This is a genomic window from Erythrobacter sp. THAF29 (assembly GCF_009363635.1).
Classification (GTDB): domain Bacteria; phylum Pseudomonadota; class Alphaproteobacteria; order Sphingomonadales; family Sphingomonadaceae; genus Erythrobacter.
Genome location: NZ_CP045392.1, coordinates 2,213,757 through 2,236,539, shown reverse-complemented (window position 1 = coordinate 2,236,539; position 22,783 = coordinate 2,213,757). Strand labels below are relative to the sequence as shown.

At 62.1% G+C, this 22,783-nt stretch carries 22 protein-coding genes; 18 read left to right on the top strand and 4 right to left on the bottom strand.

The annotated features are described in order from the left end of the window. Genes FIU90_RS10795 through FIU90_RS10765 form a run of 7 tightly spaced genes read left to right on the top strand, consistent with a single transcriptional unit; the run spans position 1 to position 6,632 of the window. Positions 1-408 (top strand): hypothetical protein, encoded by a 408-nt coding sequence (locus FIU90_RS10795; protein WP_152434759.1) that lies wholly within the window; start codon positions 1-3, stop codon positions 406-408. After that, positions 405-1,241, top strand: coding sequence for a 4-(cytidine 5'-diphospho)-2-C-methyl-D-erythritol kinase (locus FIU90_RS10790; RefSeq protein ID WP_152434758.1), 837 nt, complete (start codon positions 405-407; stop codon positions 1,239-1,241). Before FIU90_RS10795 ends, FIU90_RS10790 begins: the two co-directional genes overlap by 4 nt. Continuing rightward, on the top strand, positions 1,238-1,960 hold the full coding sequence (locus tag FIU90_RS10785) for an N-formylglutamate amidohydrolase (RefSeq protein ID WP_152434757.1): 723 nt from the start codon (positions 1,238-1,240) through the stop codon (positions 1,958-1,960). The genes FIU90_RS10790 and FIU90_RS10785 overlap by 4 nt, the downstream gene beginning before the upstream one ends. A 41-nt stretch (positions 1,961-2,001) precedes the next feature. Then, positions 2,002-3,717 (top strand): dihydroxy-acid dehydratase, encoded by a 1,716-nt coding sequence (gene ilvD, locus FIU90_RS10780; RefSeq protein WP_152434756.1) that lies wholly within the window; start codon positions 2,002-2,004, stop codon positions 3,715-3,717. After that, the gene (locus FIU90_RS10775; protein WP_152434755.1) at positions 3,698-4,051 is read left to right on the top strand and encodes a hypothetical protein; all 354 of its coding nucleotides are present in this window, start codon (positions 3,698-3,700) and stop codon (positions 4,049-4,051) included. Before ilvD ends, FIU90_RS10775 begins: the two co-directional genes overlap by 20 nt. Further along, positions 4,048-5,436 carry an NAD(P)H-hydrate dehydratase gene (locus FIU90_RS10770; protein WP_152434754.1) on the top strand — a complete coding sequence of 463 codons (1,389 nt, stop codon included), beginning with the start codon at positions 4,048-4,050 and terminating at the stop codon, positions 5,434-5,436. The genes FIU90_RS10775 and FIU90_RS10770 overlap by 4 nt, the downstream gene beginning before the upstream one ends. Then, positions 5,433-6,632: a class I SAM-dependent RNA methyltransferase gene (locus FIU90_RS10765; protein ID WP_152434753.1), complete on the top strand. Its 1,200-nt coding sequence runs from the start codon at positions 5,433-5,435 to the stop codon at positions 6,630-6,632. Before FIU90_RS10770 ends, FIU90_RS10765 begins: the two co-directional genes overlap by 4 nt. On the opposite strand, the gene FIU90_RS10760 is transcribed toward FIU90_RS10765, so the two are convergent. The 4 genes from FIU90_RS10760 to FIU90_RS10745 form a co-directional block, all read right to left on the bottom strand. Beyond that, positions 6,629-7,417, bottom strand: a complete 789-nt coding sequence (locus FIU90_RS10760) for a hydrolase 1, exosortase A system-associated (RefSeq protein ID WP_152434752.1) — start codon at positions 7,415-7,417, stop codon at positions 6,629-6,631. The two genes, FIU90_RS10765 and FIU90_RS10760, sit on opposite strands and share 4 nt — an antisense overlap. Next, the gene (locus FIU90_RS10755; protein ID WP_234029492.1) at positions 7,414-8,097 is read right to left on the bottom strand and encodes a hypothetical protein; all 684 of its coding nucleotides are present in this window, start codon (positions 8,095-8,097) and stop codon (positions 7,414-7,416) included. Before FIU90_RS10755 ends, FIU90_RS10760 begins: the two co-directional genes overlap by 4 nt. Before the next feature lie 6 nt (positions 8,098-8,103). Continuing rightward, positions 8,104-8,442, bottom strand: a complete 339-nt coding sequence (locus tag FIU90_RS10750) for an acyl carrier protein (protein WP_152434751.1) — start codon at positions 8,440-8,442, stop codon at positions 8,104-8,106. A gap of 99 nt (positions 8,443-8,541) precedes the next feature. Further along, positions 8,542-9,567: a GNAT family N-acetyltransferase gene (locus tag FIU90_RS10745; RefSeq protein WP_234029491.1), complete on the bottom strand. Its 1,026-nt coding sequence runs from the start codon at positions 9,565-9,567 to the stop codon at positions 8,542-8,544. Between the two features lie 25 nt (positions 9,568-9,592). Here FIU90_RS10745 and FIU90_RS10740 point away from each other — a divergent pair, with 25 nt between their 5' ends. The 11 genes from FIU90_RS10740 (at position 9,593) to xrtA (ending at position 22,778) form a co-directional block, all read left to right on the top strand. After that, on the top strand, positions 9,593-11,149 hold the full coding sequence (locus tag FIU90_RS10740) for an acyl-CoA ligase (AMP-forming), exosortase A system-associated (RefSeq protein ID WP_152434749.1): 1,557 nt from the start codon (positions 9,593-9,595) through the stop codon (positions 11,147-11,149). Beyond that, positions 11,146-12,378 carry a pyridoxal-dependent decarboxylase, exosortase A system-associated gene (locus FIU90_RS10735; protein WP_152434748.1) on the top strand — a complete coding sequence of 411 codons (1,233 nt, stop codon included), beginning with the start codon at positions 11,146-11,148 and terminating at the stop codon, positions 12,376-12,378. Before FIU90_RS10740 ends, FIU90_RS10735 begins: the two co-directional genes overlap by 4 nt. Positions 12,379-12,567: 189 nt before the next feature. After that, entirely contained in the window at positions 12,568-13,209 is a 642-nt protein-coding gene (locus FIU90_RS10730; RefSeq protein ID WP_152434747.1) for an XrtA/PEP-CTERM system exopolysaccharide export protein, read from the top strand. A gap of 18 nt (positions 13,210-13,227) precedes the next feature. Continuing rightward, positions 13,228-14,751: an XrtA system polysaccharide chain length determinant gene (locus tag FIU90_RS10725; RefSeq protein ID WP_152434746.1), complete on the top strand. Its 1,524-nt coding sequence runs from the start codon at positions 13,228-13,230 to the stop codon at positions 14,749-14,751. A gap of 22 nt (positions 14,752-14,773) precedes the next feature. Continuing rightward, positions 14,774-15,748 carry an AAA family ATPase gene (locus tag FIU90_RS10720; RefSeq protein ID WP_152434745.1) on the top strand — a complete coding sequence of 325 codons (975 nt, stop codon included), beginning with the start codon at positions 14,774-14,776 and terminating at the stop codon, positions 15,746-15,748. A 3-nt stretch (positions 15,749-15,751) separates the two neighbouring features. Next, positions 15,752-17,365 carry a preprotein translocase subunit YajC gene (locus tag FIU90_RS10715; protein WP_152434744.1) on the top strand — a complete coding sequence of 538 codons (1,614 nt, stop codon included), beginning with the start codon at positions 15,752-15,754 and terminating at the stop codon, positions 17,363-17,365. Positions 17,366-17,382: 17 nt separating this feature from the next. After that, complete coding sequence (locus tag FIU90_RS10710) at positions 17,383-18,546, top strand: XrtA/PEP-CTERM system-associated ATPase (protein WP_152434743.1); 1,164 nt, start codon at positions 17,383-17,385, stop codon at positions 18,544-18,546. A gap of 1 nt (position 18,547) precedes the next feature. After that, positions 18,548-19,459 (top strand): XrtA system polysaccharide deacetylase, encoded by a 912-nt coding sequence (locus FIU90_RS10705; RefSeq protein ID WP_152434742.1) that lies wholly within the window; start codon positions 18,548-18,550, stop codon positions 19,457-19,459. Next, complete coding sequence (locus FIU90_RS10700; protein ID WP_152434741.1) at positions 19,456-20,517, top strand: FemAB family XrtA/PEP-CTERM system-associated protein; 1,062 nt, start codon at positions 19,456-19,458, stop codon at positions 20,515-20,517. The genes FIU90_RS10705 and FIU90_RS10700 overlap by 4 nt, the downstream gene beginning before the upstream one ends. Positions 20,518-20,527: 10 nt before the next feature. Continuing rightward, the gene (locus FIU90_RS10695; RefSeq protein ID WP_152434740.1) at positions 20,528-21,751 is read left to right on the top strand and encodes a TIGR03087 family PEP-CTERM/XrtA system glycosyltransferase; all 1,224 of its coding nucleotides are present in this window, start codon (positions 20,528-20,530) and stop codon (positions 21,749-21,751) included. Then, positions 21,741-22,778 (top strand): exosortase A, encoded by a 1,038-nt coding sequence (gene xrtA, locus FIU90_RS10690; protein WP_152434739.1) that lies wholly within the window; start codon positions 21,741-21,743, stop codon positions 22,776-22,778. The genes FIU90_RS10695 and xrtA overlap by 11 nt, the downstream gene beginning before the upstream one ends. The last annotated feature ends 5 nt before the right edge of the window (positions 22,779-22,783 follow it).

Here is a 22,783-nt window from a genome sequence, read left to right as displayed (position 1 = left end):
TTGGCGCTCGATCATCTCGGATTTGCTCGGCTGCAAGGCTCATTATTCGCGCCGCAAGGCGGTGGAGAACCCCCGTTCCTACAGCACCTTATTTGGATGCTAGGAGACCCGCAGACTTGGCTTGCCATGGGAGCATGGGTTTTCTTTGTGATCGGCGCGATCAGATTGGGTTGGCGGTTTTGGGATCAGGGGAGGTATGGGTTTCTCGTCGGCATGGCGATTGCGTTCGTCGCGTTCATCGGAGTCTACATCTGGCTGTTTAGGCATACATTTGGAATGCTGGTGCAGGGCGCGCCCGATCCAAACCTCTTTCTTCTCTTGCGGATCATGAGCTGGACCGTTCTTGCTTTTTCCATCGCGACGATTGTTTGGATAGCTCGCGATAGTATTGGCGAGCGCTCTCCATGACCGTCGCCGAAACCGCCTACGCCAAGATCAACCTCGCGCTGCACGTTCGCGGGAAGCGCGAGGATGGCTATCACGAGATCGAGACGCTGTTCGCCTTCGTCGATGCGGGCGACACGCTGGTCGCCAGGCCCGCCGAACGCGACAGCCTGACGACGGTGGGCGAATTCGCGCAGGCGCTCGACAATCCGTTCGACAATCTCGTGATGCGCGCGCTCAATGCGCTGCCGCACCCCCAGGGGCTTGAGGTGACGCTCGAAAAGAACCTGCCGGTGGCAGCAGGACTGGGCGGCGGTTCGGCCGATGCAGGCGCAATGTTCCGTATTATCGAGCACTATCACGGCCTGCCTGAAGACTGGCAATTGCGCGCCGAGCGGCTGGGGGCGGACGTTCCCTCCTGCGTACGCAGCGAAATGGCGATCGGGCGCGGGACAGGCGCCGAGCTGGAACCGGTCAAGAACGATATGGCAGGGATGGCCGTACTCCTCGTCAATCCGCGCATACCCCTTCCCACAGGCCCGGTGTTCAAGGCCTGGGCCGAAATCGGGGCCGAGGTGGAGGGCGGAGAAGATCGTGGACCGCTCCCCAAGGGTTCGGCCCGCACAATTGCGCTAAAGGGACGCAACGATTTGCGCGAACCGGCTATCAGTATCTGCCCGCAAATCTCTGATGTTCTTGAGGAATTACAGCGCGACACTCCGTTCAAGTTTGAAATGTCGGGATCAGGGGCCACATGTTTTGCAGTATACGAAGAACCCGCAGCGCGCGATGACGCCGCGCACCGGATAGCAGGGGCGCATCCGGAATGGTGGCAGATGACAGGAATGCTTAGATGATCGACGGACTTCCGTACCGCCAGATCGGTGAAGTGAAACGGGGCGGGCTGGTTTGCGTGGCAGACCATGCCTCCAATTTTGTGCCAGAGGATATTCCTCTCGGAATTGCGCCCGAGTTGCTCGAGCAACATGTCGCATACGATATAGGTGTCGCAGGCGTCGCAGGACGGATGGCGCGTCGCCATGGAATCCCTGCGCACCTGGCCCAGGTCAGTCGGCTTGTCATCGATCTCCACCGCGAAGAGGATCATCCCGATGTCGTCCCCACGACGAGCGATGGCCACCTGATACCGGGCAATATCGGCGCTGATATCGATGCCCGGCTCAAGAAGTATTACCGGCCATATCACGAAGCGCTCGCAAAGTGGCTCGACGAAGCCGAGCCCGAACTTATCATCTCGCTGCACAGCTTCACCCCGAAACTGCGCAATGGCTCTGAGGAACGACCCTGGGAGGTCTCGCTCCTTTACAACACCGACGATCGAGCCGCGCGCCATGCCATCCGGCTGTTCGGCGAACTGGGTCTGAAGGTCGGAGAGAACGAGCCCTATTCGGGCAAAGAACTCAATGCGACGATGAATCGCCACGCCGAGGCCAAGGGGCGCAATTACTGCTTCATCGAAATCCGTCAGGATCTGGTATCGACCCGCGCTGAGCAATCGCGCTGGGCAGCGATGATAGCAGACGTATGCGGAAGGGTTGCGCTCGCGCTCGACTAGCGGCAGGGCTGTTTCCCGAAACGCACTTTACGGGAAACAAAATGTCTTTCGACAAATCGAAACTCCCCAGCCGCCATGTCTCGGTAGGGCCGGAACGCGCGCCGCATCGCTCCTATTACTATGCGATGGGCATGACCGAGGAGGAGATCGCGCGTCCATTCGTCGCGGTGGCGAGCGCGGGCAACGATTCCGCACCGTGCAACACCACGCTCGACGCGCAGGCGAATATCTGCCGCGAAGGGGTGCAGGAGGGCGGCGGAACTCCGCGCCGTTTCAACACCATTACCGTGACCGATGGCATCGCCATGGGGCATCAGGGCATGAAAAGCTCGCTCGTCAGCCGCGAGGTGATCGCCGACAGCGTCGAGCTTTCGGTGCGCGGACATTGCTACGATGCGCTGGTGGGCTTTGCTGGATGCGACAAGAGCCTGCCGGGCATGATGATGGCGATGCTGCGCCTCAACGTGCCGAGCATCTTCGTTTATGGCGGATCGATCCTTCCCGGCACCTATCACGGCAAGGACGTGACCGTGGTCGATGTGTTCGAGGCGGTCGGCCAGCACGCCGCGGGAAATTGCCCGCTTCAAGAGCTGATCGAGCTCGAGAAGGTCGCCTGTCCCGGCCACGGCGCATGCGGCGGCCAATTCACCGCGAACACCATGGCCTGCGTAGGCGAAGCGATCGGATTATCCCTGCCGAACAGCAACATGTCACCCGCACCCTATAAATCGCGCGAAGAGATTGCGCGTGCGGCAGGACGGCAGGTGATGAAATTGCTCGAGACCAACTTGCGCCCGCGCGACATCTGTACCAAGGCCGCGTTCGAAAACGCCGCGCGCGTGGTCGCCGCGACCGGCGGATCGACCAATGCCGCGCTCCACCTTCCCGCCATGGCGAGCGAATGCGGCATCGATTTCGACCTGTTCGACGTCGCCGAAATCTTCAAGTCGACCCCCTACATCGCCGACCTCAAGCCGGGCGGGAAATATGTCGCCAAGGACATGCACGAGGCAGGCGGTGTCTATATGGGCATGAAGACCCTGCTCGATGGCGGTTTCCTCGACCCCGAGCCGATGACCGTATCGGGCAAGACGCTCGGCGAGAATATCGAGGAGATCACCTGGAACCCCGATCAGAAGGTGTTTTACGACGTGAAGACGCCGATCACCTCCACCGGCGGCGTGGTCGGCCTCAGGGGCTCGCTGGCCCCCGACGGCGCGATCGTGAAGGTCGCCGGCATGGAGCGGCTCCAGTTTTCCGGCCCTGCGCGGGTGTTCGAGTGCGAAGAGGATGCCTTCGAGGCGGTCGAAAACCGCAATATTGCCGAAGGCAGCGTCATCGTGATCCGTTACGAGGGGCCAAAGGGCGGACCCGGCATGCGCGAGATGCTCGCCACCACCGCCGCGCTCTACGGGCAGGGCATGGGCGAGAAGGTCGCTCTCATCACCGACGGGCGTTTCTCAGGCGCGACGCGCGGTTTCTGCATTGGCCATGTCGGCCCCGAGGCCGCCGATTGCGGACCGATCGCGCTGGTGGAAGACGGGGATATCATTTCGATCGATGCGGAGGCGGGAACAATCGACCTCGAAGTCGGAGAGGATGTGCTCGAAGAGCGCCGCAAGAACTGGCAGCCGCGCACGAATGACTACCAGTCGGGCGCTTTGTGGCGCTATGCGCAGAATGTCGGCCCGGCAAGCAAGGGCGCGCTCACCCATTCGGGAGCGAAGAGCGAAACCCATGTCTATGCGGATATCTAGCCTTGCGTTTGCAACTGCGCTTCTTTCCGCCTGCGGATCGGCGAGCGGCGAACCGCAGGGGGAGAAAATCGCCTGCGCGATCGGGCCGGGCGCGCAGCTAGAGAACGCGTGCATTCTTGAATTGGCGGGTGAGGACAGTTTCGTCATCCATCATCCCGATGGCAGTTTCCGCCGGTTCGAGGTGACCGACAATCCGCCCTCGATTGCGCTTGCAGACAGCGCGGAAGTCGTGACCCACGCCTCTCTCGACGAGGCAAGCGGCCGGTTCGACGTGACTGTCGGCGATGATCGTTACGAGGTCTATCGCGAGTTTCTGGAGCGCAGCATTCCATGACCGATAGCCAGATCCTCACCGTTTCGCAGATGCAGGCGGCCGAGCAGGCAATTTTCGACAAAGGCACCACTGTTTCGGAATTGATGGAGATCGCTGCAGGCGGCGCAGCGGAGTGGATCAGGCGTATTGCCGCCGGCCGCTCGATCACGGTGCTGTGCGGACCCGGTAACAATGGCGGCGATGGCTATGTGATCGCGCGGCGGATGCGTGAATTCGGTAACGAGGTCAGCGTCGTCGCCCCGATGGAGCCCGCCACCGATGCTGCGAGGCAAGCGCGCGAGAAGTGGGGCGGAGCGGTTTCGACCGCGGGCGATGGCGCGCATGGCGGTGTGTTCGTCGATTGCCTGTTCGGCTCGGGCCTGTCGCGCCCGCTGTCTGGTGAGCATGCATTGATGGTGCGCGATCTTGCCGAGCGGCATGCAATGCGCGTTGCGATCGACCTGCCCTCGGGCGTTGAGAGTGACAGCGGCGATCTGCTCAATGAGAAGCTGCAGAGATACGACGCGACGCTGGCTCTTGGCGCGTGGAAATTTGCCCATTGGGTCCTTCCCGCGCGCTCAATCATGGGTTCGAAACGTCTCGTGCCTATTGGCGTTGAACCGACCGAAGGTGCGGCAGAGCTAATTGCGAAACCGACGCTTGCCGCACCAGCGGCCGGTTCGCACAAGTACAGGCGCGGCCTCGCGGCCATCGTAGGAGGCGAGATGCCGGGTGCTGCCACGCTTGCCGCAATGGCGGCGCAGCGGGCAGGAGCAGGGTACGTCAAACTGCTCGCCGAAGGACGCGAGTCGCTCGATCCCGGTCTTGTCTGCGAAAGTGGCCCGCTTGACGATACAATCGTCGACGACAGGATCAGGGCCATCTTGGTAGGCCCGGGTCTGGGGCGAAGCGATCTTGCGGAAAGACGCCTTGCTGCGGCGCTGAAGCCGCGCCGTCCGATCGTGCTCGATGCCGACGCGCTGGTGCTTCTCAAACCCGGAATGATCGATACGGACCATGCCATCCTTGCGACGCCGCACGATGGCGAGCTCGATATGTTGTGCCGCAATTTCGCGGTGATCGCCGAAGGACGACGCGCACGCGCTGCCGCTCTCGCGCAGGCAAGCGGGATGATCGTATGTGCCAAGGGGCCCGATACGGTGATCGCCGCCCCCGATGGCAGGCTCGCGCTCGCGCCTCCTGCGCCCAGCTGGCTGTCCGTGGCTGGCAGCGGCGATGTGCTCGCCGGGATCGCCGTCAGCCGCATGGCAACGGGGCGGGAACCGTTCGAGGCGGCGTGCGAGGCGGTCTGGTTGCATGGCGAGGCCGCACGCAGGTGCGGCGCGGCATTCACAGCGTCTGAACTGGCGCGATCGGTGTCGGACGCCTACGCGGACTGCCTGTGAGCGAAACCGAAACCATCATCCGTCTCGCCGCAAAGGGCGATGGCGTCACTGCATCGGGCGAGCATGTTCGCGGCGCGCTTCCGGGCGACCTCGTGTCTGACGGCGCAATTGTGGAGCTTGGCGCGCATCACGTCGAACCGCCTTGCGACCATTTTGGCAAATGCGGGGGATGCCAGCTCCAGCATGCGGACGAAGCGGCGCTCGAAGCATTCGTTCACGACCGTGTCGTGAACGCGGCCAGAGGGCAGGGCCTTGAGGTTGGCGAAGTGCTTCCCGTCCACCTGTCGCCTTTCAGGACCCGCCGGCGTGCAACGCTCCACGGCATGCGCACCCAGAACGGGGCAGTTCTCGGCTTTCGCGAGGCCGGATCGCACAGGATTGTCGACTTGGCCGAATGCCATGTCATCAACCCAGCGCTTCTCAATCTTGTCCAGCCCCTTCGCGGGTTCATTGCCAGACACGGCCCGCCAAAAGGGGCGGTCGATGCGCAGCTCTCTTTGTGCGATCAGGGCGCCGATCTTGGCCTTACGCACTTCGCGCTCGATGGGCTCGAAGCGACGGAGGCAGCGCTCGATTTCGCCCGCGACAATGCTCTCGCGCGGCTTACGATAGATCAGGGTTATGGCCCGGAGACCGTTTGGGAACCCGAGCCCGTCGCGGTTACGCTGGGAGGCGTTCCTGTGCCGATGCCACCCGGATCGTTTCTGCAAGCGACCCCAGATGCCGAGGCGCGCATGATCGCAGACGCCGATGAGTGGTTGCAGGAGAGCAAGCTGGTTTCCGACCTCTTCTCCGGCCTCGGCACTTTCGCATTTGCTTTGCGCGATGGGCGGAAGTTGCTTGCGGTCGAGGCCGATCGGTCCGCGCATCTCGCGTGCAAGACGGCAGCCGTGCGGGCCGGAGGAAGCGTCCATGCGCTCCACCGTGACCTTTTCCGCAATCCGCTTCAGGCGACCGAACTCAGCCGCTTCGACGCAGCCTTGCTCGATCCTCCGCGCGCCGGCGCGAAGGCCCAGGTCGGCGAAATCGCTGCAAGCGATCTTTCCCGCGTGGTCTATGTCAGTTGCAACCCGTCAAGCTGGGCGCGCGATGCGGCGCAGTTGGTCGAGGTCGGGTTCCGCTTGTCAAAGCTGCGCCCGGTGGGCCAGTTTCGTTGGTCGACCCACGTCGAGCTGACGAGCCTTTTCGAACGTTAGGCGCGCAAGGCGGCGAGGATCTGCCGATCGAGCCATTGCTGATGTTCGGGCTCGACATAGGCATGGCCTGCGCCCTCGCAGCGGGATATGCGCGGATCCGCAGTATCCCAGTGGCTTTCGAATGCCTGCGCCGTCCGATCGGCGGTCGCAAGGAGGATGGTCGCAGGGCCGCCGAACGTCGCAAGACCTGCGCGCATTTCGTCGGCAAGGCTGGATGGCTCATTGGATGATCCGAAAGCCTTGAACAGTCCGCGCGCAAGTTTGCGGAAATCGACGCCGCCTCTCGCCAGCCGGGCCAGCTCTCCGGGGTTTTTCAGCTTTTCGGCATAGCGCGCGCGGATCGCGGCCGGTGGAGGGGTGGCGTCGCTTACGCCATTCTCGTCATCCTCGATCGTCCATGGGTTGGACAATATCAGCCCATCGAATCCTGCACCCCCTGTCAGCATCAGGATCGAGGCCGCATCGCAATTCCCGAATGCCACGACGCGTTCCAATTGAGGTGCGAGCGCTTTGAAAGCCTCGAGTGCGGACTCGATATCGCGCTTGCTCTTGCGAAAGCCTCGATTCTCTCCCTGGCTCCCGCCGATACCCCGGCGATCGAAGCGGAAAACCGGGAAACCCTTGGCGGCGATGCGCGCGGCAAGCTTCGCCTGGCCGGAAAATGCACCCGAGCGTATTTCATTTCCGCCGCTCACGATCAGGAGGCCTGTCAGCCCCGGTGCATTGTCTAGCGTGCCTGCGAGCTTGAGGCTTCCGCAGCCGAATTCGAGGTGAAGGCGCGTCATATGGGCTTTGCCAAGTCTTCGAGGATGGTCGTTGCCAACGCATCGGCCTGTCTTGGATCTTCGCTCGGCTCGGCACGGAGCCAAAGCCCGGCTCCGCCAATCTGCGATTGCTCGATGACCGAGTGATTTTCGCTGTCGGCGATATCCGCCGTTTCGAGCTCTCGAAACATCTCCGGCCCGATCGGCCAGCCCGACAGCATCAAACCCTCGGCCCGGCCGCGCTCGTGGAGTGCTTCGCTCGTTTCGGTGCGCCCTGCCTCCTTGTTGGAGAAGATGCGTGCCCTGATCATGCCGCGTAGCAGCTTTGGGCCTGTTTGCGGAGCATAGAGCCAGCCTCTCATCAAGGAAGGCGCAAGCAATGCCCCGCTGCGAACCGCAAGAAACCGGCTTGTCCTGAGCGTCTGTGCTGCCTCGATGACAGCCTCTCGCCAGAATGCGAGCGTCTGCTCTTCAAGCGGCGCAAGGCTCTCGTTCCATCCGGAAAGGTCGGGAAGCTGGCTATCGACACCGCCCTCCGCCAGACGGCGCATGACCTCGATCAGTTGTCGCCGCATCTTGTTGTGCTCGTCGAACAGCGGCGGGATTATGAGAATGTTGTCCGCGTTCGAAGCGCCGTACCAAACGACCAGTTCCTCCGACACCTTTCCATCGGGCAGGGTGCAGGGCCAGGTTTTGATCACCGGCGCTTAGCCTTCGATGATCTTGGCTTCGGCAAAAGCCAGCAGTCCGCCATAGGTTTCGAGCATTTCGCCGTCGACGTCGTCATCCTCGATCACGATATCGAGCTGGTCTTCCATCTCGGTCAGCAATCCGGCGACCGCCATCGAATCGAGCTCGGGCAAGTGGCCGAACAGGCCAGAATCGTCGTCCATTTGGGAGGCTTGCTCTTCGTCAATTCCGAGCACGGCGACGAGAATGGCTTTCAGCTTGGCATCGATCTCCGCGCGGCTCGGGGCAAGCGAAGCGGCATCCGCGTGCGCTGTGTCTTTCGCGCTTTTCTCGCTGCTGACCGGGTTGGTGCTCATGCCTTCGACGATCCCTGCTTGTGACCCTGTTTTTCGGGCGCTGACCTTTTGGGCGCTACGGCACCGGCCCGATCGCGCCCCTTATCATCGGGCGCGGCCTTAGCCAGCCGCTCGCCCCTGCGCAAGTTTGGAGGACGCAGTGCGCCGGATGCGACTGACCCAGCGGCGGGCGAGATCGATCCAGCCTTTCGGCGAGCCCGGGTCGATACAGTCTATCCGATAGCGAAGGCGCGTATCTTCCATCCAGTCGGCCTTGTAGCGCTGGTCGCCCGTTCCGAAATCGACGAGATCGACGTGATCGCGGTCGATCACATGTTCGAAAAGGGCGGCTGAAAGCGTCGTTCCAGCTGAAAGCTGTTTGTAGCTTTCGAGATGGGCAAGCTTGTGAATGAAGGCGGTTTTGTTCTCGACCGTCCAGAACTGCGCGGCAACCGCCTCGCCATCGTAAAAAGCCAAGCCAAGGCGCAGGCGGCCGGCTGCACCCTCCGCGCGAGCGAAGGCACGGAGCATATGAGGGTGATCCTCTGCAGGTTTCCAGCTTTCGGCATAGACACGCTCATAGTGCGACCACGCAACTTCATCGAATTCGGTATGAATCGCCACGTCGACCTTTTTCCCCTTGCGCTTGAGCGTGGTGCGAAGGGGGCCGGGGCGCGAGGCCCAGTATTCGGCGAAGCTGCGGCCGTTGACATTGAGGATGTGATTGAGATCGCAAGGCGTAGTTTCGACCCGCCATCCAGCGGCCTTGAAGGCCCGAGACAGCCGATCCGCAGAGCCATCCTCTGTCGGGACAGGCTCCATCGTCACCCGATGGCCGCGCGATTTCAACTGGCGAGCTATCTCCAGAAGCAACCTGTCTCCTGCTTCGCCCTCGGGGGCAAGCTGCCGCCATGTGAAGCTGTACCAGTTGCGCAGCGGCTTTATCCGCCCGTTCTCCTCCGTGAGTGCGAGCGCGGCGGTACTTTCGTTGTCACTTGCAATTGCTATGAGCGGGGTCAGTCCTGCGTCGGCGAGCAAGGCGTACCATTCCGCACGGTCGAAAGGCGAAGGGGTTGCAACAGCGCCATCCTGCAAAGACAGGTCTTGCAAGACGTTAACGCTATCGTGATACCTCGCTTCGATCACTCGAAAGTCCTTCAAACAAATTCCCATGCAAGCCAGCCAAACGCCCTTGAATCCTACGCCTCGACCGCTCGATCACCTTGCCGAACTGGCAGGCGAGGGTGGCTATGGCGAGCGTCCGGCATTGGTGCTGCGCGACGAGGTGCTTAACCACGATGAGTTAAGACAGCGTGTCGATCGGCTTGCCGGATGGCTTGCGCATGAAATACCGGAAAAAGGCGCGCGGGTGGCCACTTGGGCGGCGAAGGGCGAACTAACCTGCCTCATGCCGCTGGCGGCAGCGCGCGCGGGGCTGATTCACGTGCCGATCAACCCGCTGCTCAAACATGCCCAGGCAGCCCACATTCTTACCGATAGCAGCGCGAAATTGCTGATCGGAACGAAAACGCGGATTGGCTCGCTGCAGGAAGGCGAGTTGCCGCGCGGCTGCATCGCGATGGAGGAGGGTGAGGCGCTTGCGGCGGCTGCCGAAGCGGGTTTCGAGCACGGTTTTTCATCTTCAGACCCCGATGAACTCGCCGCGATCCTCTACACCAGCGGTTCCACCGGGAGGCCCAAGGGGGTGATGCTGAGCCACGCCAATCTGTGGCTCGGCGCGGTAAGCGTGTCGCACTACCTCAAGATGGCGCAGGACGACGTGACACTGGCTGTCCTGCCGCTGTCGTTCGATTACGGGCAGAACCAACTGCTTTCCACCTGGTATGCGGGCGGAAGCGTCGTGCCGCTCGATTTCCTGTTTCCCAGGGACGTCGCAAAGGCCTGCGCAAAGTATCGGGTCACCACCCTTGCGGCGGTCCCGCCACTTTGGGTTCAACTCACCGAAGTCGACTGGCCGGAAGATGCGAGCGCCCCTCTCCGACGGCTTACGAATAGCGGCGGAGCGCTCACGGTCGATCTGGTCGAGGATTTGCAGCGCATATTCGCGCAAGCGGACCTCTATCCCATGTACGGCCTTACGGAAGCATTCCGTTCCACATATCTCGAACCATCGCTGGTCAAAAAGCACCCGACTTCAATGGGTAAGGCGATACCCTTCGCAGAAATCCTCGTAATCGACGATGATGGAGACTTGGCTGGTCCGGGTAAGGAGGGCGAGCTTGTCCATTGCGGGCCGCTGGTAGCCAAAGGATATTGGCAGGACGCCGAACGCACGTCCCAGCGATTCAAGCCGGCGCCCGAGGCTTCGGAGTATGGCGGAACGGCTGTCTGGTCGGGCGACTGGGTGAGGCGAACGGAGGACGGCCTCCTCTACTTCGTCGGCAGGCACGACGCCATGATCAAGAGCGCAGGCAACCGGATCAGCCCGCAGGAGATCGAGGAAGTGGCCATCGCTACCGATGTCGTATCGGAAGCAGTGGCGCTGGGCCTTCCCGACGATCGACTGGGCCACGCGGTACATCTTGTCGTTCGCGGTTCAGACGATCCCACGGCACGCGAAAAACTGTCCAAAGCGCTCAAGCAGGAGCTTCCGAATTTCATGCAGCCGCAGGCGATCCACTGGCGGACCAAGATGCCGCTCAATCCCAACGGCAAGATCGACCGCACGGCGCTCTATCGCGAGCTGAGCGAAGGGATAGCAGCATGAAGAGCAAGCCTCTCGGCCCGATCCCCGCTGGTTACGGCGCAATTGACGGGGAGCTCGCCATCGGCGGGCGCAAGGCGAGCGACCTCGTCGATGCTGCCGGAGGCACCCCGCTGTTCGTCTATTCGCGTGAGCATCTCGATGCGCGGGTGAAGCAGCTTCGCGATGCGCTCCCTCAGCGCATCGGGCTCAATTACGCGATCAAAGCCAATCCGCATCCCGAGGTTATCAGCCACATGCTGCCGCTCGTCGACGGGTTCGACATCGCCTCTTCCGGCGAGCTTGCGATGACGCAGAACGCGGGAATCGACCCTGCGCGCGTCAGTTTCGCAGGTCCCGGCAAACGCGACGACGAGCTTGAAGACGCGATCGGCGCCGGTGTGACGCTCAATTGCGAATCTGAGGGCGAGGCGGAACGATCGCTCGCAATCGGCCAGCGCATCGGTAAAGCTCCGCGCATTGCGATCCGGGTCAATCCCGAGTTCGAGCTCAAGGGTTCGGGCATGAAGATGGGCGGGGGAGCAAAACCTTTCGGCGTTGATGCCAACATGGTCCCGGGCCTCGCCCGCCGTGTAATCGGTGAGGGAGCGGAATGGCGGGGCCTCCATATTTTCACCGGCAGCCAGGCGCTGAGCGCGGATGCGATCATAGAAGCGCAGGCCAACGTCCTGGAATTGGCCGATAAACTGGCTAGCGACACTGGCGAGACCCTCCCCAAGCTGAATATGGGCGGCGGCTTCGGCATCCCCTATTTTCCGGGCGACGAACCGCTCGACCTCGCAGCTGTCGGCAAGGCCCTGCACGAACGTGTCGCCAACCTGCCCGCGACGCTGGCCGACACGGATTTGTGTATCGAGCTTGGTCGCTATCTCGTCGGCGAGGCGGGGGTCTATCTGTGCCGGGTGATCGACCGCAAGGTGAGTTACGGAACCACATACTTGGTCACCGATGGGGGGCTGCATCATCAACTCGCCGCGTCGGGCAATTTCGGCACGGTCGTGCGTCGCAACTACCCGGTTGCGATTGCGAGCCGCTTCGATGCCGAGCCGGAAGAGGTCGTGAACATCGTCGGTTGTCTCTGCACACCCCTCGACAGGCTCGCCGATCTTGCGAATCTCCCGAAAGCCGGTGTCGGTGATCTCGTCGCGGTCTTTTGTGCGGGCGCTTATGGCGCTACCGCATCGCCTGAAAATTTCCTCGGTCACGGGCCTGCGAAAGAGGTTCTCGTCTAGCCATTCGTTAACAGTTGGCTAACCGCTGTCCCGAAACGGGATATGCGCTCAATTCCCCCCGTATCACTAACACAATGTTCACCATTTTCGGCCAGAGAAGCCGGGTCATTCGCGTTGGCCCGGTACCGCAGGTCGCTCCTGCATTCCGTGCCCGGATCAAAGCGAACCTAGGCCAAGGAAAGAACATCGATGCCGACTTCCAAGTCTTTTACCCGTATCGCAGGGGTCGCCCTTGCACCACTCGCTCTCGCAGCCTGCTCCGCCGGCGGACCTGAACTTCCGCCTGCAAGCTATGCACCCGCGCCCGAAGCGCCGAGCGAGGAATACATTATCGGTCCGCTCGACGAGATCACGATCCACGTCTGGCGCAATCCCGAATTGAGCGCCGAGAAGATCCAGGTCCGTCCCGACGGGCGGATCACTATGCCGCTCGTGCGTGACATGACCGCCGTGGGCAAGACGCCGACCCAGCTCCAGAACGACATTCGCGACGAGCTCGAGCAGTATATCGAGCAACCGATCGTTTCGGTGATCGTCAACGAATTCGTCAGCACGTTTGAACAGCAGATCCGCATCGTCGGCTCGACCGAACAGCCCGCATCGCTTCCTTACCGGGCGAACATGACCGTACTCGATGCCATGATAGCCGTTGGTGGTCTCGGCGAGTTTGCCGCAGGCAACCGAGCCAAACTGCTCCGCTACGAGGGTGCCGAGAACGAGCAGAAGGAATATCGCCTGCGCCTCGCAGACTTGCTGAAGCGTGGCGACAGCAGTGCGAACGTCATGCTCAAGCCGGGTGATGTCATCATCATCCCGGAAAGCCGTTTCTAAGCGGGGTCTCGGGGGCACATGAACGAGATCGTCGAAGAACTGCGCACTGCGTTCTATTCAGTCTGGCACCGTCGCTGGATCGCGATTGCGGTCGCGTGGGGCGTGTGCCTGCTGGGTTGGCTCGCCGTGTCGATGATCCCCAACTCCTACGAATCCAGGGCGCGTATCTATGTCGATGTCGACGATGTGCTCTCGGATCAGCTCGGGATTGCGGGTGACGGGCGAGAGGAGATCATGCGCGTCCGCCAGACACTGGTAAGCACGAAAAATCTCAAAAAGGTCATCAGCTCGACAAAACTGGGCGAGGAGATCACCGAAACCGCGCAGATGGACAAGGCGGTCGCGGATCTGGCCGAGCGGGTCGAAGTCACCAGCCAGCAGGACAATCTCTTCGAAATCGTAGCGACTGTTGGCAAGAGCGACCTCTCCGATGCCGAGAACGCATTGCTTGCGCGCAACGTCGTGCAAAAGCTGCTCGATATATTCCGCGAGGAGCACATTTCGGGCAATCGTGCCGAGATCAACAAGGCGATCGCCGAGCTCGACGAACAGCTCGACGAGCGCAAAGCCGAACTCGAAGCGGCCGAACAGCGCCGCCTCGCGTTCGAGGCGCAGTATCCTGAATTGATCGGAGGCAGCGCGACGCTCTCCACCAAGATTCAGCAGGCGCGCACCGAACTGCGCGATATCGAAGCCGATCTCGCCGCAGCCTCAAGCGCGCTTGCCGCCATTAGCGGCCAGCTCGCGAGCACGCCGCGCACCATCGTCGGCGGACAGAACGCGGTCGGTCCTCAAGCGGCGCTCATGCAGGCGCGCAGCCAGCTTGCCGAGTTGCGTGCACGCGGGCTGAAGGACGAGCACCCCGATGTTGTGTCGACCGCAAAGCAGGTCCGCCTGCTCGAACAGCAGGTCGCAGATGCGGGGCCGGACGGTGCTGGCGGCACGCCCAATCCCGCTTATTCATCGCTTCTCGCCATCCGTGCCGATCGTCAGGCAAGTGTAGAGTCGCTCCAGGCTCGCCGCGCTGCGCTCCAGTCACAGGTCGCGTCGCTCATGGCGAGCCAGGCGTCGAGCCCAGAAATAGCGGCAGAGGCAAACCGCATTAGCCGCGATTACGAAGTGCTACGCAAGAACTACGAAGATCGTTTGCAGGACCGCGAGGATATCCGCACCCGCGGCAATGTCGTCGATGAAACCAGCAAGTACAAATTCGACCTGATCGACCCGCCGGTCGTCCCGCAGAAGCCGGTTGCACCCAATCGTCCGCTGCTGCTCTTCGGCGTGCTTGTCGTAGGGTTGGGGGCAGGGGCCGCCGTCGCTTATGGCCTCGGCCAGCTCAAATCGAGCTTCGCCACACCGCAGAAGCTCGAGCGGACGTTCGATATGCCTGTGATCGGATCGATTTCGCTCACGATTTCAGAGGCCGCACGGGCGCTCGAACAAAAGCGTCTCAAACAGTTCGCCGGAGCCTGCGCCGGGCTTGTCGGCATGTTCGTAATCCTGCTCGCGATTGAGTTCGTCTCGGTCGCGACGGTGGCGTGATCGGGTTCTGGAGGCAGATGAAATGACCGAACAGGGCAAGATCGACAAGAAAGGCGCAAAGCCTGCTTCGTTGCTGGAGCGAGCCGACAAGGCATTCGGGCTCGACAATCTCGGTCCCGCCAAGGTGCCGGGCAACCTGCCGCAGCCCAAGCGGCGTCCGGTAGCTCCGGAGGCGGCCGCGCCTCAAAAGGCTCCAGAAGCTCCGCAATCGCCACCGGCCGCGGCACCGAAAGCCAAACCCGAACCCGCACCCGAACCGGCGGTCGAGCTTTGTGGTCCGTTTCAGGCAATCGACCGCGCGCATCTGCGCGAAGCGGGCCTGATCGTGCCCGAAGATCCGGTGACCGGCCTGCTCGAGGAATTCCGCATCGTCAAGCGTGACATCATCGCCGATGCACGCGCGGGTAATGGCGGGAAGAGTCGCCGGATACTTGTGTGTTCCCCGCACCAGGGCGAGGGCAAGACCTACTGCGCGACCAATCTCGCGATCGCTCTTTCAGCCGAGCGCGATGTCGAAGTGCTGCTGGTCGATGCCGACTTCATTCGCCCTTCTGTCCCCGCAAGGCTCGGCATCGAGGCTGAGCACGGCTTCATGGATGCTCTCGCCGATCCTTCGATCCGTCCGGAGAGCCTTGCGATCAAGACAGACATACCGGGGCTTTTCGTTCTTCCGGCGGGCAAAGGCAGCGCACATGCGAGCGAGTATCTCGCCAGTGCACGTACCGAAGAGGTTCTGGATCGTCTCACCCGCGGCGCGGCCAACCGTTATGTCATATTCGACACCCCGCCTGCGCTTGCGGCTTCGCCTGCAGCCGAACTTGCCGCGCATGTCGGGCAGGCGGTGCTGGTGGTGCGTGCGGACGAGACAAGCCGCGCCGCGCTTGAAGATACGCAGCAATTGCTCTCGGCCTGCGCGAACCTCAAGCTCCTGCTCAACGCAGCACGTTTCAGCCCCTCCGGCCGCCGCTTCGGCGATTACTACGAAGGGGAGCGCTGAGTCGTGAAACTCCTCAGAACAGCTGTCATTCTCGGCATTGCCGCCATCGTCGCGGTCGCTCCTGCCGCCGCGCAGGAAGCCGCGGGCGATACGCGCAACACCTATGTCCAGCCCTACATCGAGGTGAGCCAGGTGCTTTCCGCCGAGCTCAGCCCGGGCGACGATGTTGTGACCTACACGCAAGTCGCTGCCGGGGTCGATCTCAATGCGCAGGGCCGCAATAGCGGTGCTTCGGTTTCGGTGCGCTACGAGCGCAATATCGGTTACGGGGACACGCTAGACACCGACACGGTCAGCGGCATCGCGCGCGGATACGTTTCGGCGATCCCGCGCACGCTGACGCTGGAGGCAGGCGCGCTTGCCAGCCGTACGCGCGTCGACGGGGGCGGGGCGGTCTCGCCCAACCCGCAGGTACGCGAGGACGCGGAAAGCCAGATCTACGGCCTCTATGCCGGTCCAAGCTTGACCACACAGGTCGGCGCAGTCGAAGTCACCGGCGTGGCCCGCATTGGCTACAACCGCTTCGAGACGGACGGTACAGTTCTCGATGCGAACGGCGACCCGGTCGATCTGTTCGACGACAGCGTGACCTACAATGGCCAGATCCGCGCCGGTACGCGCGCGGGCGACCCTTTGCCGGTTGGCATCGGGGCTACTGCCGGTTTCTACCAGGAAGACATTTCCAATCTCGATCAGCGCGTGCGCGATGCCTATGTGCACGCAGACGTGACTGTGCCGGTGACCGAGAGCCTCGCTCTTGTAGGGGGCGTCGGGTACGAGGATGTCGAGGTATCCAATCGCGACGCGCTGCGCGATGCGAACGGTGACCCCATCCGCGGCGCGGATGGCCGTCTTGTAACCGATGAATCCTCCCCGCGCATCATCGCCTTCGATGTGGACGGGCTGCTTTGGGACGTGGGCGTATTGTGGCGTCCCAGCTCACGCACCTCGCTCGCCGCGAGCGTTGGTCGCCGTTACGATTCAACCACGTATTACGGTAGTTTCAGCTACACTCCGAACGCTCGCAGCGCGCTCAATATCAGCGTGTACGACGGCGTGACCGGGTTTGGCGGGCGCCTCAACAACGCGCTCGCGGGTCTCGGGACCGATTTCGAGGCGTTTCGCAACCCTGTAACGGGTGATTTCGGTGGCCTGATCAGCGGCGAAGACGGGGCAGGACTTGTCACTGCGCTCGGCTCCGTTCGCTCGGCTGCATTCCGCGGCCAAGGCGTGAATGCGAGCTATCAGCGGCGCATCGGCAGGCTCAATGCCGCCATCGGTGCCGGTTACGATCGCCGAAAGTTTATCGGCGCCGAGGGCACGGTACTCGAAGCGGTCGATGGGCTGGTCGATGAAAGCTATTACATCGCTGGTTCCCTCTCGCGCGACCTCGGGCGCAGCGCCGCCCTTGCTGCCAACGCTTACGTGACATGGTTCGACAGCGCGACCGATGGAGGCGATGCCACCGCATATGGGGCATCGGCCGCCTACAGGCGTTCGCTGACCGACAAGCTTTCGGCACGGGCCGCCGTCGCCCTCGATTTCATCGAAAGCGAATTCTCGCCCGAAGATTTTGCCACCGCAACCGCGCTGCTGGGCCTGCGCTACGATTTCTGACCTACGGAGCCGACGAGATGTACGAACAATATTACGGTTTCAGCGGGCGACCCTTCCAACTCACGCCCGATCCGGATTTCTACTTCGAAAGCACCACGCACAAAAAGGCGATGTCCTATCTTGGCTATGGGCTGAACCAGGGCGAGGGTTTCATAGTCATCACCGGGGAGGTCGGAGCGGGCAAGTCGACGCTGGTCGCGCACCTGATGGAACGCATCAATCCCGATGACCTTACCGTCGCTCACGTTGTGACGTCCGCTCTCGACGGCGAAGAACTCGTCCACGTCGTCGCACAGGCGTTCGGGCTTGAAGTGGAAGGTCATGACAAGGCTGGCGCGCTCGGTGCGATCGAACGCTTTCTTCAGGACGAAGCCCGTGCAGGCAAACGGTGCCTGCTGGTAGTTGACGAGTGTCAGAATCTCGACATCACCGCGCTCGAAGAGCTGCGCATGCTCTCGAACTTCCAGCTAGGGTCGCATCCGCTACTTCAGAGCCTGTTGCTCGGCCAGCCGGAATTCCGCCGCACACTGGCCCAGCACCCTGATCTCGACCAACTGCGCCAGCGGATCATCGCATCGCATCATCTAGAGGCGCTCGATGAAGATGAAGTGCAGGACTATATCGTTCACCGGCTCAAGCATGTCGGTTGGGATGGCCATCCGATCCTGCGCGATGGCCTGCTTCCCGCGCTTTACGCAGCGACGGACGGTATTCCGCGCCGCATCAACCAGGTGATGAACCGCCTTCTGCTGCTCGCGGCGATCGAGGAGGAGGGCGAAGTCACGGAGGTGATGCTCGAATCCGTGATCGCAGAAATGGGTGCGGAGGCCACCCACGGTTCGGGAACACCCTCGGGCAAGCTCAAGGTCGAGACCGACAATGCGAGTCTGGCCAGCGAACAGGATATCGACAGCGTGCCCGCCAGCGAAGTCGCCGAGCTGCTTGCCGAGCGCGATGCGCGCACCGCAGAGCTGGAAGCCGCAATAGGTGAGTTGCAGGCAGCCGGGGGTCAATCGGCTGCACCCGGTGCTGTCATCGGTGATGCGCCGACGCAGGCCGAGGTGGACGCCGCACTGGAGCGGATCGAACAGCGGCTTGAGGAACAGGAGCAATCGTTCCGCCACGTCCTTACCATGCTGATCGAATGGCTCGAGGACGAAAAGTCGCGCGAGGCTGCCTGAAATGCACGGGCCCGCTCCCGACACCTTCGATAATTCGCGCATTGTCAACGGGCTGTCTGTCGACGTCGAAGACTGGTTCCAGGTCGGCGCGTTCGAGAACACGATTGCGCGCGACGACTGGGACGGGATTGCAACCCGTGTCGAGGACAATGTCGCGCGCATTCTCGACCTGTTCGCGCGGGCTGAAGTCAAGGCTACCTTCTTCACGCTCGGATGGATTGCCGAGCGTCATCCTGCGCTGATCCGCCGGATCGCAGAAGCGGGTCACGAGATCGCCAGCCACGGCTATGACCATGCCCGCGTCTTCACCTTTTCGCGCGACGAGTTTGCTGCGGACATCGCCAAGGCGCGCGCGATCCTAGAGGATGCGTCGGGCAGCAAGGTTTCCGGGTACCGCGCCCCGAGCTTTTCGATCGACGCGCGCAATTCCTGGGCGTTCGAAGTACTGGCCGAGCACGGTTATGCCTACTCTTCCAGCGTCGCCCCGGTCACGCACGATCACTATGGCTGGCGCGAGGCACCGCGATTCGCTTTCCGTCCCGTCGCAGGTTCGCCGCTGCTCGAAATACCGGTGACGACTGCGATGCTTGGCCAGCGGCGCTTGGCAGCGGGCGGAGGCGGCTTCTTCCGTGTGCTTCCGTACGCCTTCACTCGTTGGGCCATCCTGCAGGTGAACCGCGACGAAGGTCGCCCGGCGATCTTCTATTTCCACCCTTGGGAAGTGGATCCAGGCCAACCGCGCGTCGAAGGCGCTCCATTGCGATCGAAACTGCGCCACTACACCAATCTCGACAGGATGGCCGACAAACTCGCCAGGCTGACCGGCGAATTCGCCTGGGGTCGCATGGACGACCTTGCGCGGCGCGAGGCGCTGCACGCGCAACTCTACGAAACGCAGGGAATGGCAGCGTGAACGCGCCCCTCAGGCTTGGACAAACCGCGCGGATAGCCGATCTCTCAGCCGAGAGCGAAGCCACGCGGATCGAGGAATTCGTTCGCGAGCAGGGAGCGAGCCTCTTTCATCGTCCGGCGTGGTTGCGGGCGGTCGAAGCGGGCACGGGAAAGCGGGCCTGTGGCCTGGTTTGCGAGCGAATGGGGGTTATCACGGGATGGCTTCCGCTCACGCAGGTGCGCTCGCTGCTGTTCGGCAGTTCGCTTGTCTCAAGCGGTTTCGGGGTCGGCGGAGGTATCTGCGCGGAAACCGATGATGCCGCTCGGAAGCTGGGAATTGCAGCGCAGGATTACGCGACCAGCATTGGCATCTCTTCGATCGAGGTGCGCGACGGTCCGATTCCAGAAGGCTGGCAAAGCTGGGATGACAAGCATTGTGGTTTCGAGCGCGCGCTTGAGGCCAGTGACGAGGCTGAATTGCTCGCCATCCCGCGAAAGGCACGCGCGGAAGTTCGCAAAGGATTGAAGAACGATCTCGACATCCGTGTTGGCAGAGATCCGCAAGATCTCGATGCCCATTTCGCGGTTTACAGCGAGAGTGTTCGAAATCTGGGTACGCCGGTATTCCCAAGATCGCTGTTTCGCGCAATGCTCGATGCGTTTCCGGACAGCAGCGATATCCTGACCGTTAGCAAGGGGGGCAAACCGATTGCGAGCGTCTTTTCCTTTTACCATAACGGCGCGGTCCTGCCTTTCTGGGGAGGAGGCAGGTTTGCCGCACGCAGTGAGCGCGGGAATGAACGCATGTATTATGAGCTTATGCTCCACGCGCGGCGCAAAGGCATGCAGTGTTTCGATTTCGGTCGCTCGAAAACGGGGAGCGGGCCCTACAGCTTCAAAAAGAACTGGGGGTTCGATCCTGTCCCGCTGACCTATGGTGCATGGACCGCGCCGGGCGAAAGCCGACGCGACGTTGACCCCACCAGCGAAACGTACAGCCGAAAGATCGCGCTTTGGAAAAAGCTCCCGCTTCCGATTGCCAATACACTCGGTCCCTGGATCGCGCGCGACCTGGCCTGAGGCAGCGGCAATGGGCGATATCCTCTTCCTTGCACATCGGGTGCCGTTTCCGCCCAATCGCGGAGACAAGATCCGCGCGCACCATCTGCTGAAAAAGCTCGCGAAGATTGCTCCGGTCCATGTCGGATGTCTCTCCGAAACCGCCGAGGACAAGGCAGGCCAAAACGAGCTTGCAAGGATCGCGACTACCTGCTGCGTCGCCAATCGGTCGAAATCGCTGGTGCTTGCCGGTGTAGAATCGGTCCTCGCTGGCAAGCCGGTCAGCCTCACGGCGTTTCATTCGCCGCGCCTCGAGAAGTGGGTACGCCGGACGATTGCCGAACGCGATATCGACACAATCGTCGTATTTTCCGGTCAGATGGGACAATACGTGCCCGAAGACTTCGGCGGCCGCGTGATCATCGATCTGTGCGACGTCGATAGCGCGAAGTTCGAAGATTATGCCAGGGCTGGCAGCCGCGTCTGGCTCAACGAGCGCGAGGGAAGGTTGCTCGCGCGCGAGGAGGAGCGGCTCGGCAAGCGCGCCGATGCCACCGTTCTGATCAGCGACGATGAGGCAAAGCTCTTTCGAGGTCGGCTAAGCGATCCCTCCAATGTGGACGTGCATGCGATCGGCAACGGTATCGATGCTGCATTCTTCGATCCGGCCAGGGTCGATCCCCAACCTGAAATGGCCGTGCGTCCGGGTCCGCATTTCGTGTTCACCGGACAGATGGACTACCAGCCCAACGAGCGTGCCGCGCTGTGGGTCATCGAACAATTGCTGCCAACCATTCGTCATTGCTTCGGGACTGCGGAATTTCACGTGGTCGGACGAAGCCCGACTGCTGAAATCCTGCGACATGACGGACGGCCCGGAGTGACTGTCTGGGGTGAAGTGCCTGATGTACGCCCATTCCTTGCGACGGCCGACATTGCGCTCGCGCCGCTTATGATCGCGCGGGGAGTGCAGAACAAGGTGCTCGAGGCGATGGCCATGGAGCGCGCTGTCCTGCTTACGCCCGAAGCTGCAACCGGGATATCTGCAACGGACGGAGAGCACTGGATAGTCGAGCAGGCAGATGCGGAAGCGATGACCAGGCGCGCTGCGGCCTATCTTGGCGATCCGGGCGCGAAGGCTCGGATGGGCAGTGCCGCCCGCCGGTTCGTTCTCGATCACCACGATTGGGACGCGATGCTCGCCCCGCTGGAAATGCTCGTTGGCGCCCATGGGGAGGCGCGCGATGCAGCCTGACGTTGTCGCAACAAAGGCAGACGACACCAGGAGCGCATTCGTCGGCAGCATTCCCGCCTCTTGGCGCGGCCCGCTGGGTTTGCTCGCGTTTTGCACAGCGCTGCTTTCGCTCGTCACCATGCGCGAATGGGGCGAAATGTTTCACCAGTGGTGGAACATCGACACTTACACACACATCCTGCTTGTCCCGCCGATTATCGGATGGCTTGTCTGGCTACGTGTCGATGAACTGCGCAAGCTGGTGCCGGCACCGTGGCTACCCGGTCTTGGGCTTGTCGCGGCGGCGCTGGGTTTGTGGGTTATTGGCCGGTCGACCGGGATCAACCTTTTTGCCCATGCCGGGGCGGTTGGCGCGCTTCAGGCAGCGGTGGTAGCCATCCTGGGCGTCCGCGCCGCGCTGCTCCTCGCGCTTCCGATCGGATTTGCGACTTTCCTCGTGCCATTCGGTGACGAGATCATTCCTGCGCTCCAATTCGTAACTGCGAAGATCGCCGTTGCGCTCACGCACTGGAGCGGTATCCCGGCACTGGTGGACGGCATCTACATCGAAACACCGGTGGGATTGTTCATCGTTGCGGAGGCATGCTCGGGTGTGAAGTTCCTCGTCGCCATGGTGACGCTCGCCGTGCTGGTGTGCTTCACCCGCTTCGAGTCCTGGACCCACCGCGCTGCATTCATGGCTGCATCGATCGTAGTTCCCATAATTGCCAACGGAGCGCGCGCATGGGGGACGATTTACATTGCGCAATTCCAAGGCGTCGAATTCGCTGCCGGATTCGATCACATTTTCTACGGCTGGATTTTCTTTGCGCTGGTCGTCGCAATCCTGATCGCGGGCGCATCGAAATTCTTTGAGCGTGCGCCCGATGAGCACGGCTTGAGCGCTGAACATATCCGCTCCTGGCGCTGGGTGGAAAAGGCCGAGCGATCGAGCGCAAGCCTCTCTGCGACGGGCGGTGCGATAGCAGCCATGGCTTTTGCGGCGGCCATGCTCGCCGCAATTGTAGCACCTTCAAGCATCGGCTAGTCCCC

What these genes read in the sequence shown, in the direction of transcription:
- FIU90_RS10790 (WP_152434758.1), top strand. Translation starts at nt 405, where the DNA reads ATGACCGTCGCCGAAACCGCCTACGCCAAGATCAACCTCGCGCTGCAC.
- FIU90_RS10785 (WP_152434757.1), top strand. Translation starts at nt 1,238, where the DNA reads ATGATCGACGGACTTCCGTACCGCCAGATCGGTGAAGTGAAACGGGGC.
- ilvD (WP_152434756.1), top strand. Translation starts at nt 2,002, where the DNA reads ATGTCTTTCGACAAATCGAAACTCCCCAGCCGCCATGTCTCGGTAGGG.
- FIU90_RS10775 (WP_152434755.1), top strand. Translation starts at nt 3,698, where the DNA reads ATGTCTATGCGGATATCTAGCCTTGCGTTTGCAACTGCGCTTCTTTCC.
- FIU90_RS10770 (WP_152434754.1), top strand. Translation starts at nt 4,048, where the DNA reads ATGACCGATAGCCAGATCCTCACCGTTTCGCAGATGCAGGCGGCCGAG.
- FIU90_RS10760 (WP_152434752.1), bottom strand. Translation starts at nt 7,417, where the DNA reads ATGACGCGCCTTCACCTCGAATTCGGCTGCGGAAGCCTCAAGCTCGCA.
- FIU90_RS10750 (WP_152434751.1), bottom strand. Translation starts at nt 8,442, where the DNA reads ATGAGCACCAACCCGGTCAGCAGCGAGAAAAGCGCGAAAGACACAGCG.
- FIU90_RS10740 (WP_152434749.1), top strand. Translation starts at nt 9,593, where the DNA reads ATGCAAGCCAGCCAAACGCCCTTGAATCCTACGCCTCGACCGCTCGAT.
- FIU90_RS10735 (WP_152434748.1), top strand. Translation starts at nt 11,146, where the DNA reads ATGAAGAGCAAGCCTCTCGGCCCGATCCCCGCTGGTTACGGCGCAATT.
- FIU90_RS10730 (WP_152434747.1), top strand. Translation starts at nt 12,568, where the DNA reads ATGCCGACTTCCAAGTCTTTTACCCGTATCGCAGGGGTCGCCCTTGCA.
- FIU90_RS10725 (WP_152434746.1), top strand. Translation starts at nt 13,228, where the DNA reads ATGAACGAGATCGTCGAAGAACTGCGCACTGCGTTCTATTCAGTCTGG.
- FIU90_RS10720 (WP_152434745.1), top strand. Translation starts at nt 14,774, where the DNA reads ATGACCGAACAGGGCAAGATCGACAAGAAAGGCGCAAAGCCTGCTTCG.
- FIU90_RS10710 (WP_152434743.1), top strand. Translation starts at nt 17,383, where the DNA reads ATGTACGAACAATATTACGGTTTCAGCGGGCGACCCTTCCAACTCACG.
- FIU90_RS10705 (WP_152434742.1), top strand. Translation starts at nt 18,548, where the DNA reads ATGCACGGGCCCGCTCCCGACACCTTCGATAATTCGCGCATTGTCAAC.
- FIU90_RS10695 (WP_152434740.1), top strand. Translation starts at nt 20,528, where the DNA reads ATGGGCGATATCCTCTTCCTTGCACATCGGGTGCCGTTTCCGCCCAAT.
- xrtA (WP_152434739.1), top strand. Translation starts at nt 21,741, where the DNA reads ATGCAGCCTGACGTTGTCGCAACAAAGGCAGACGACACCAGGAGCGCA.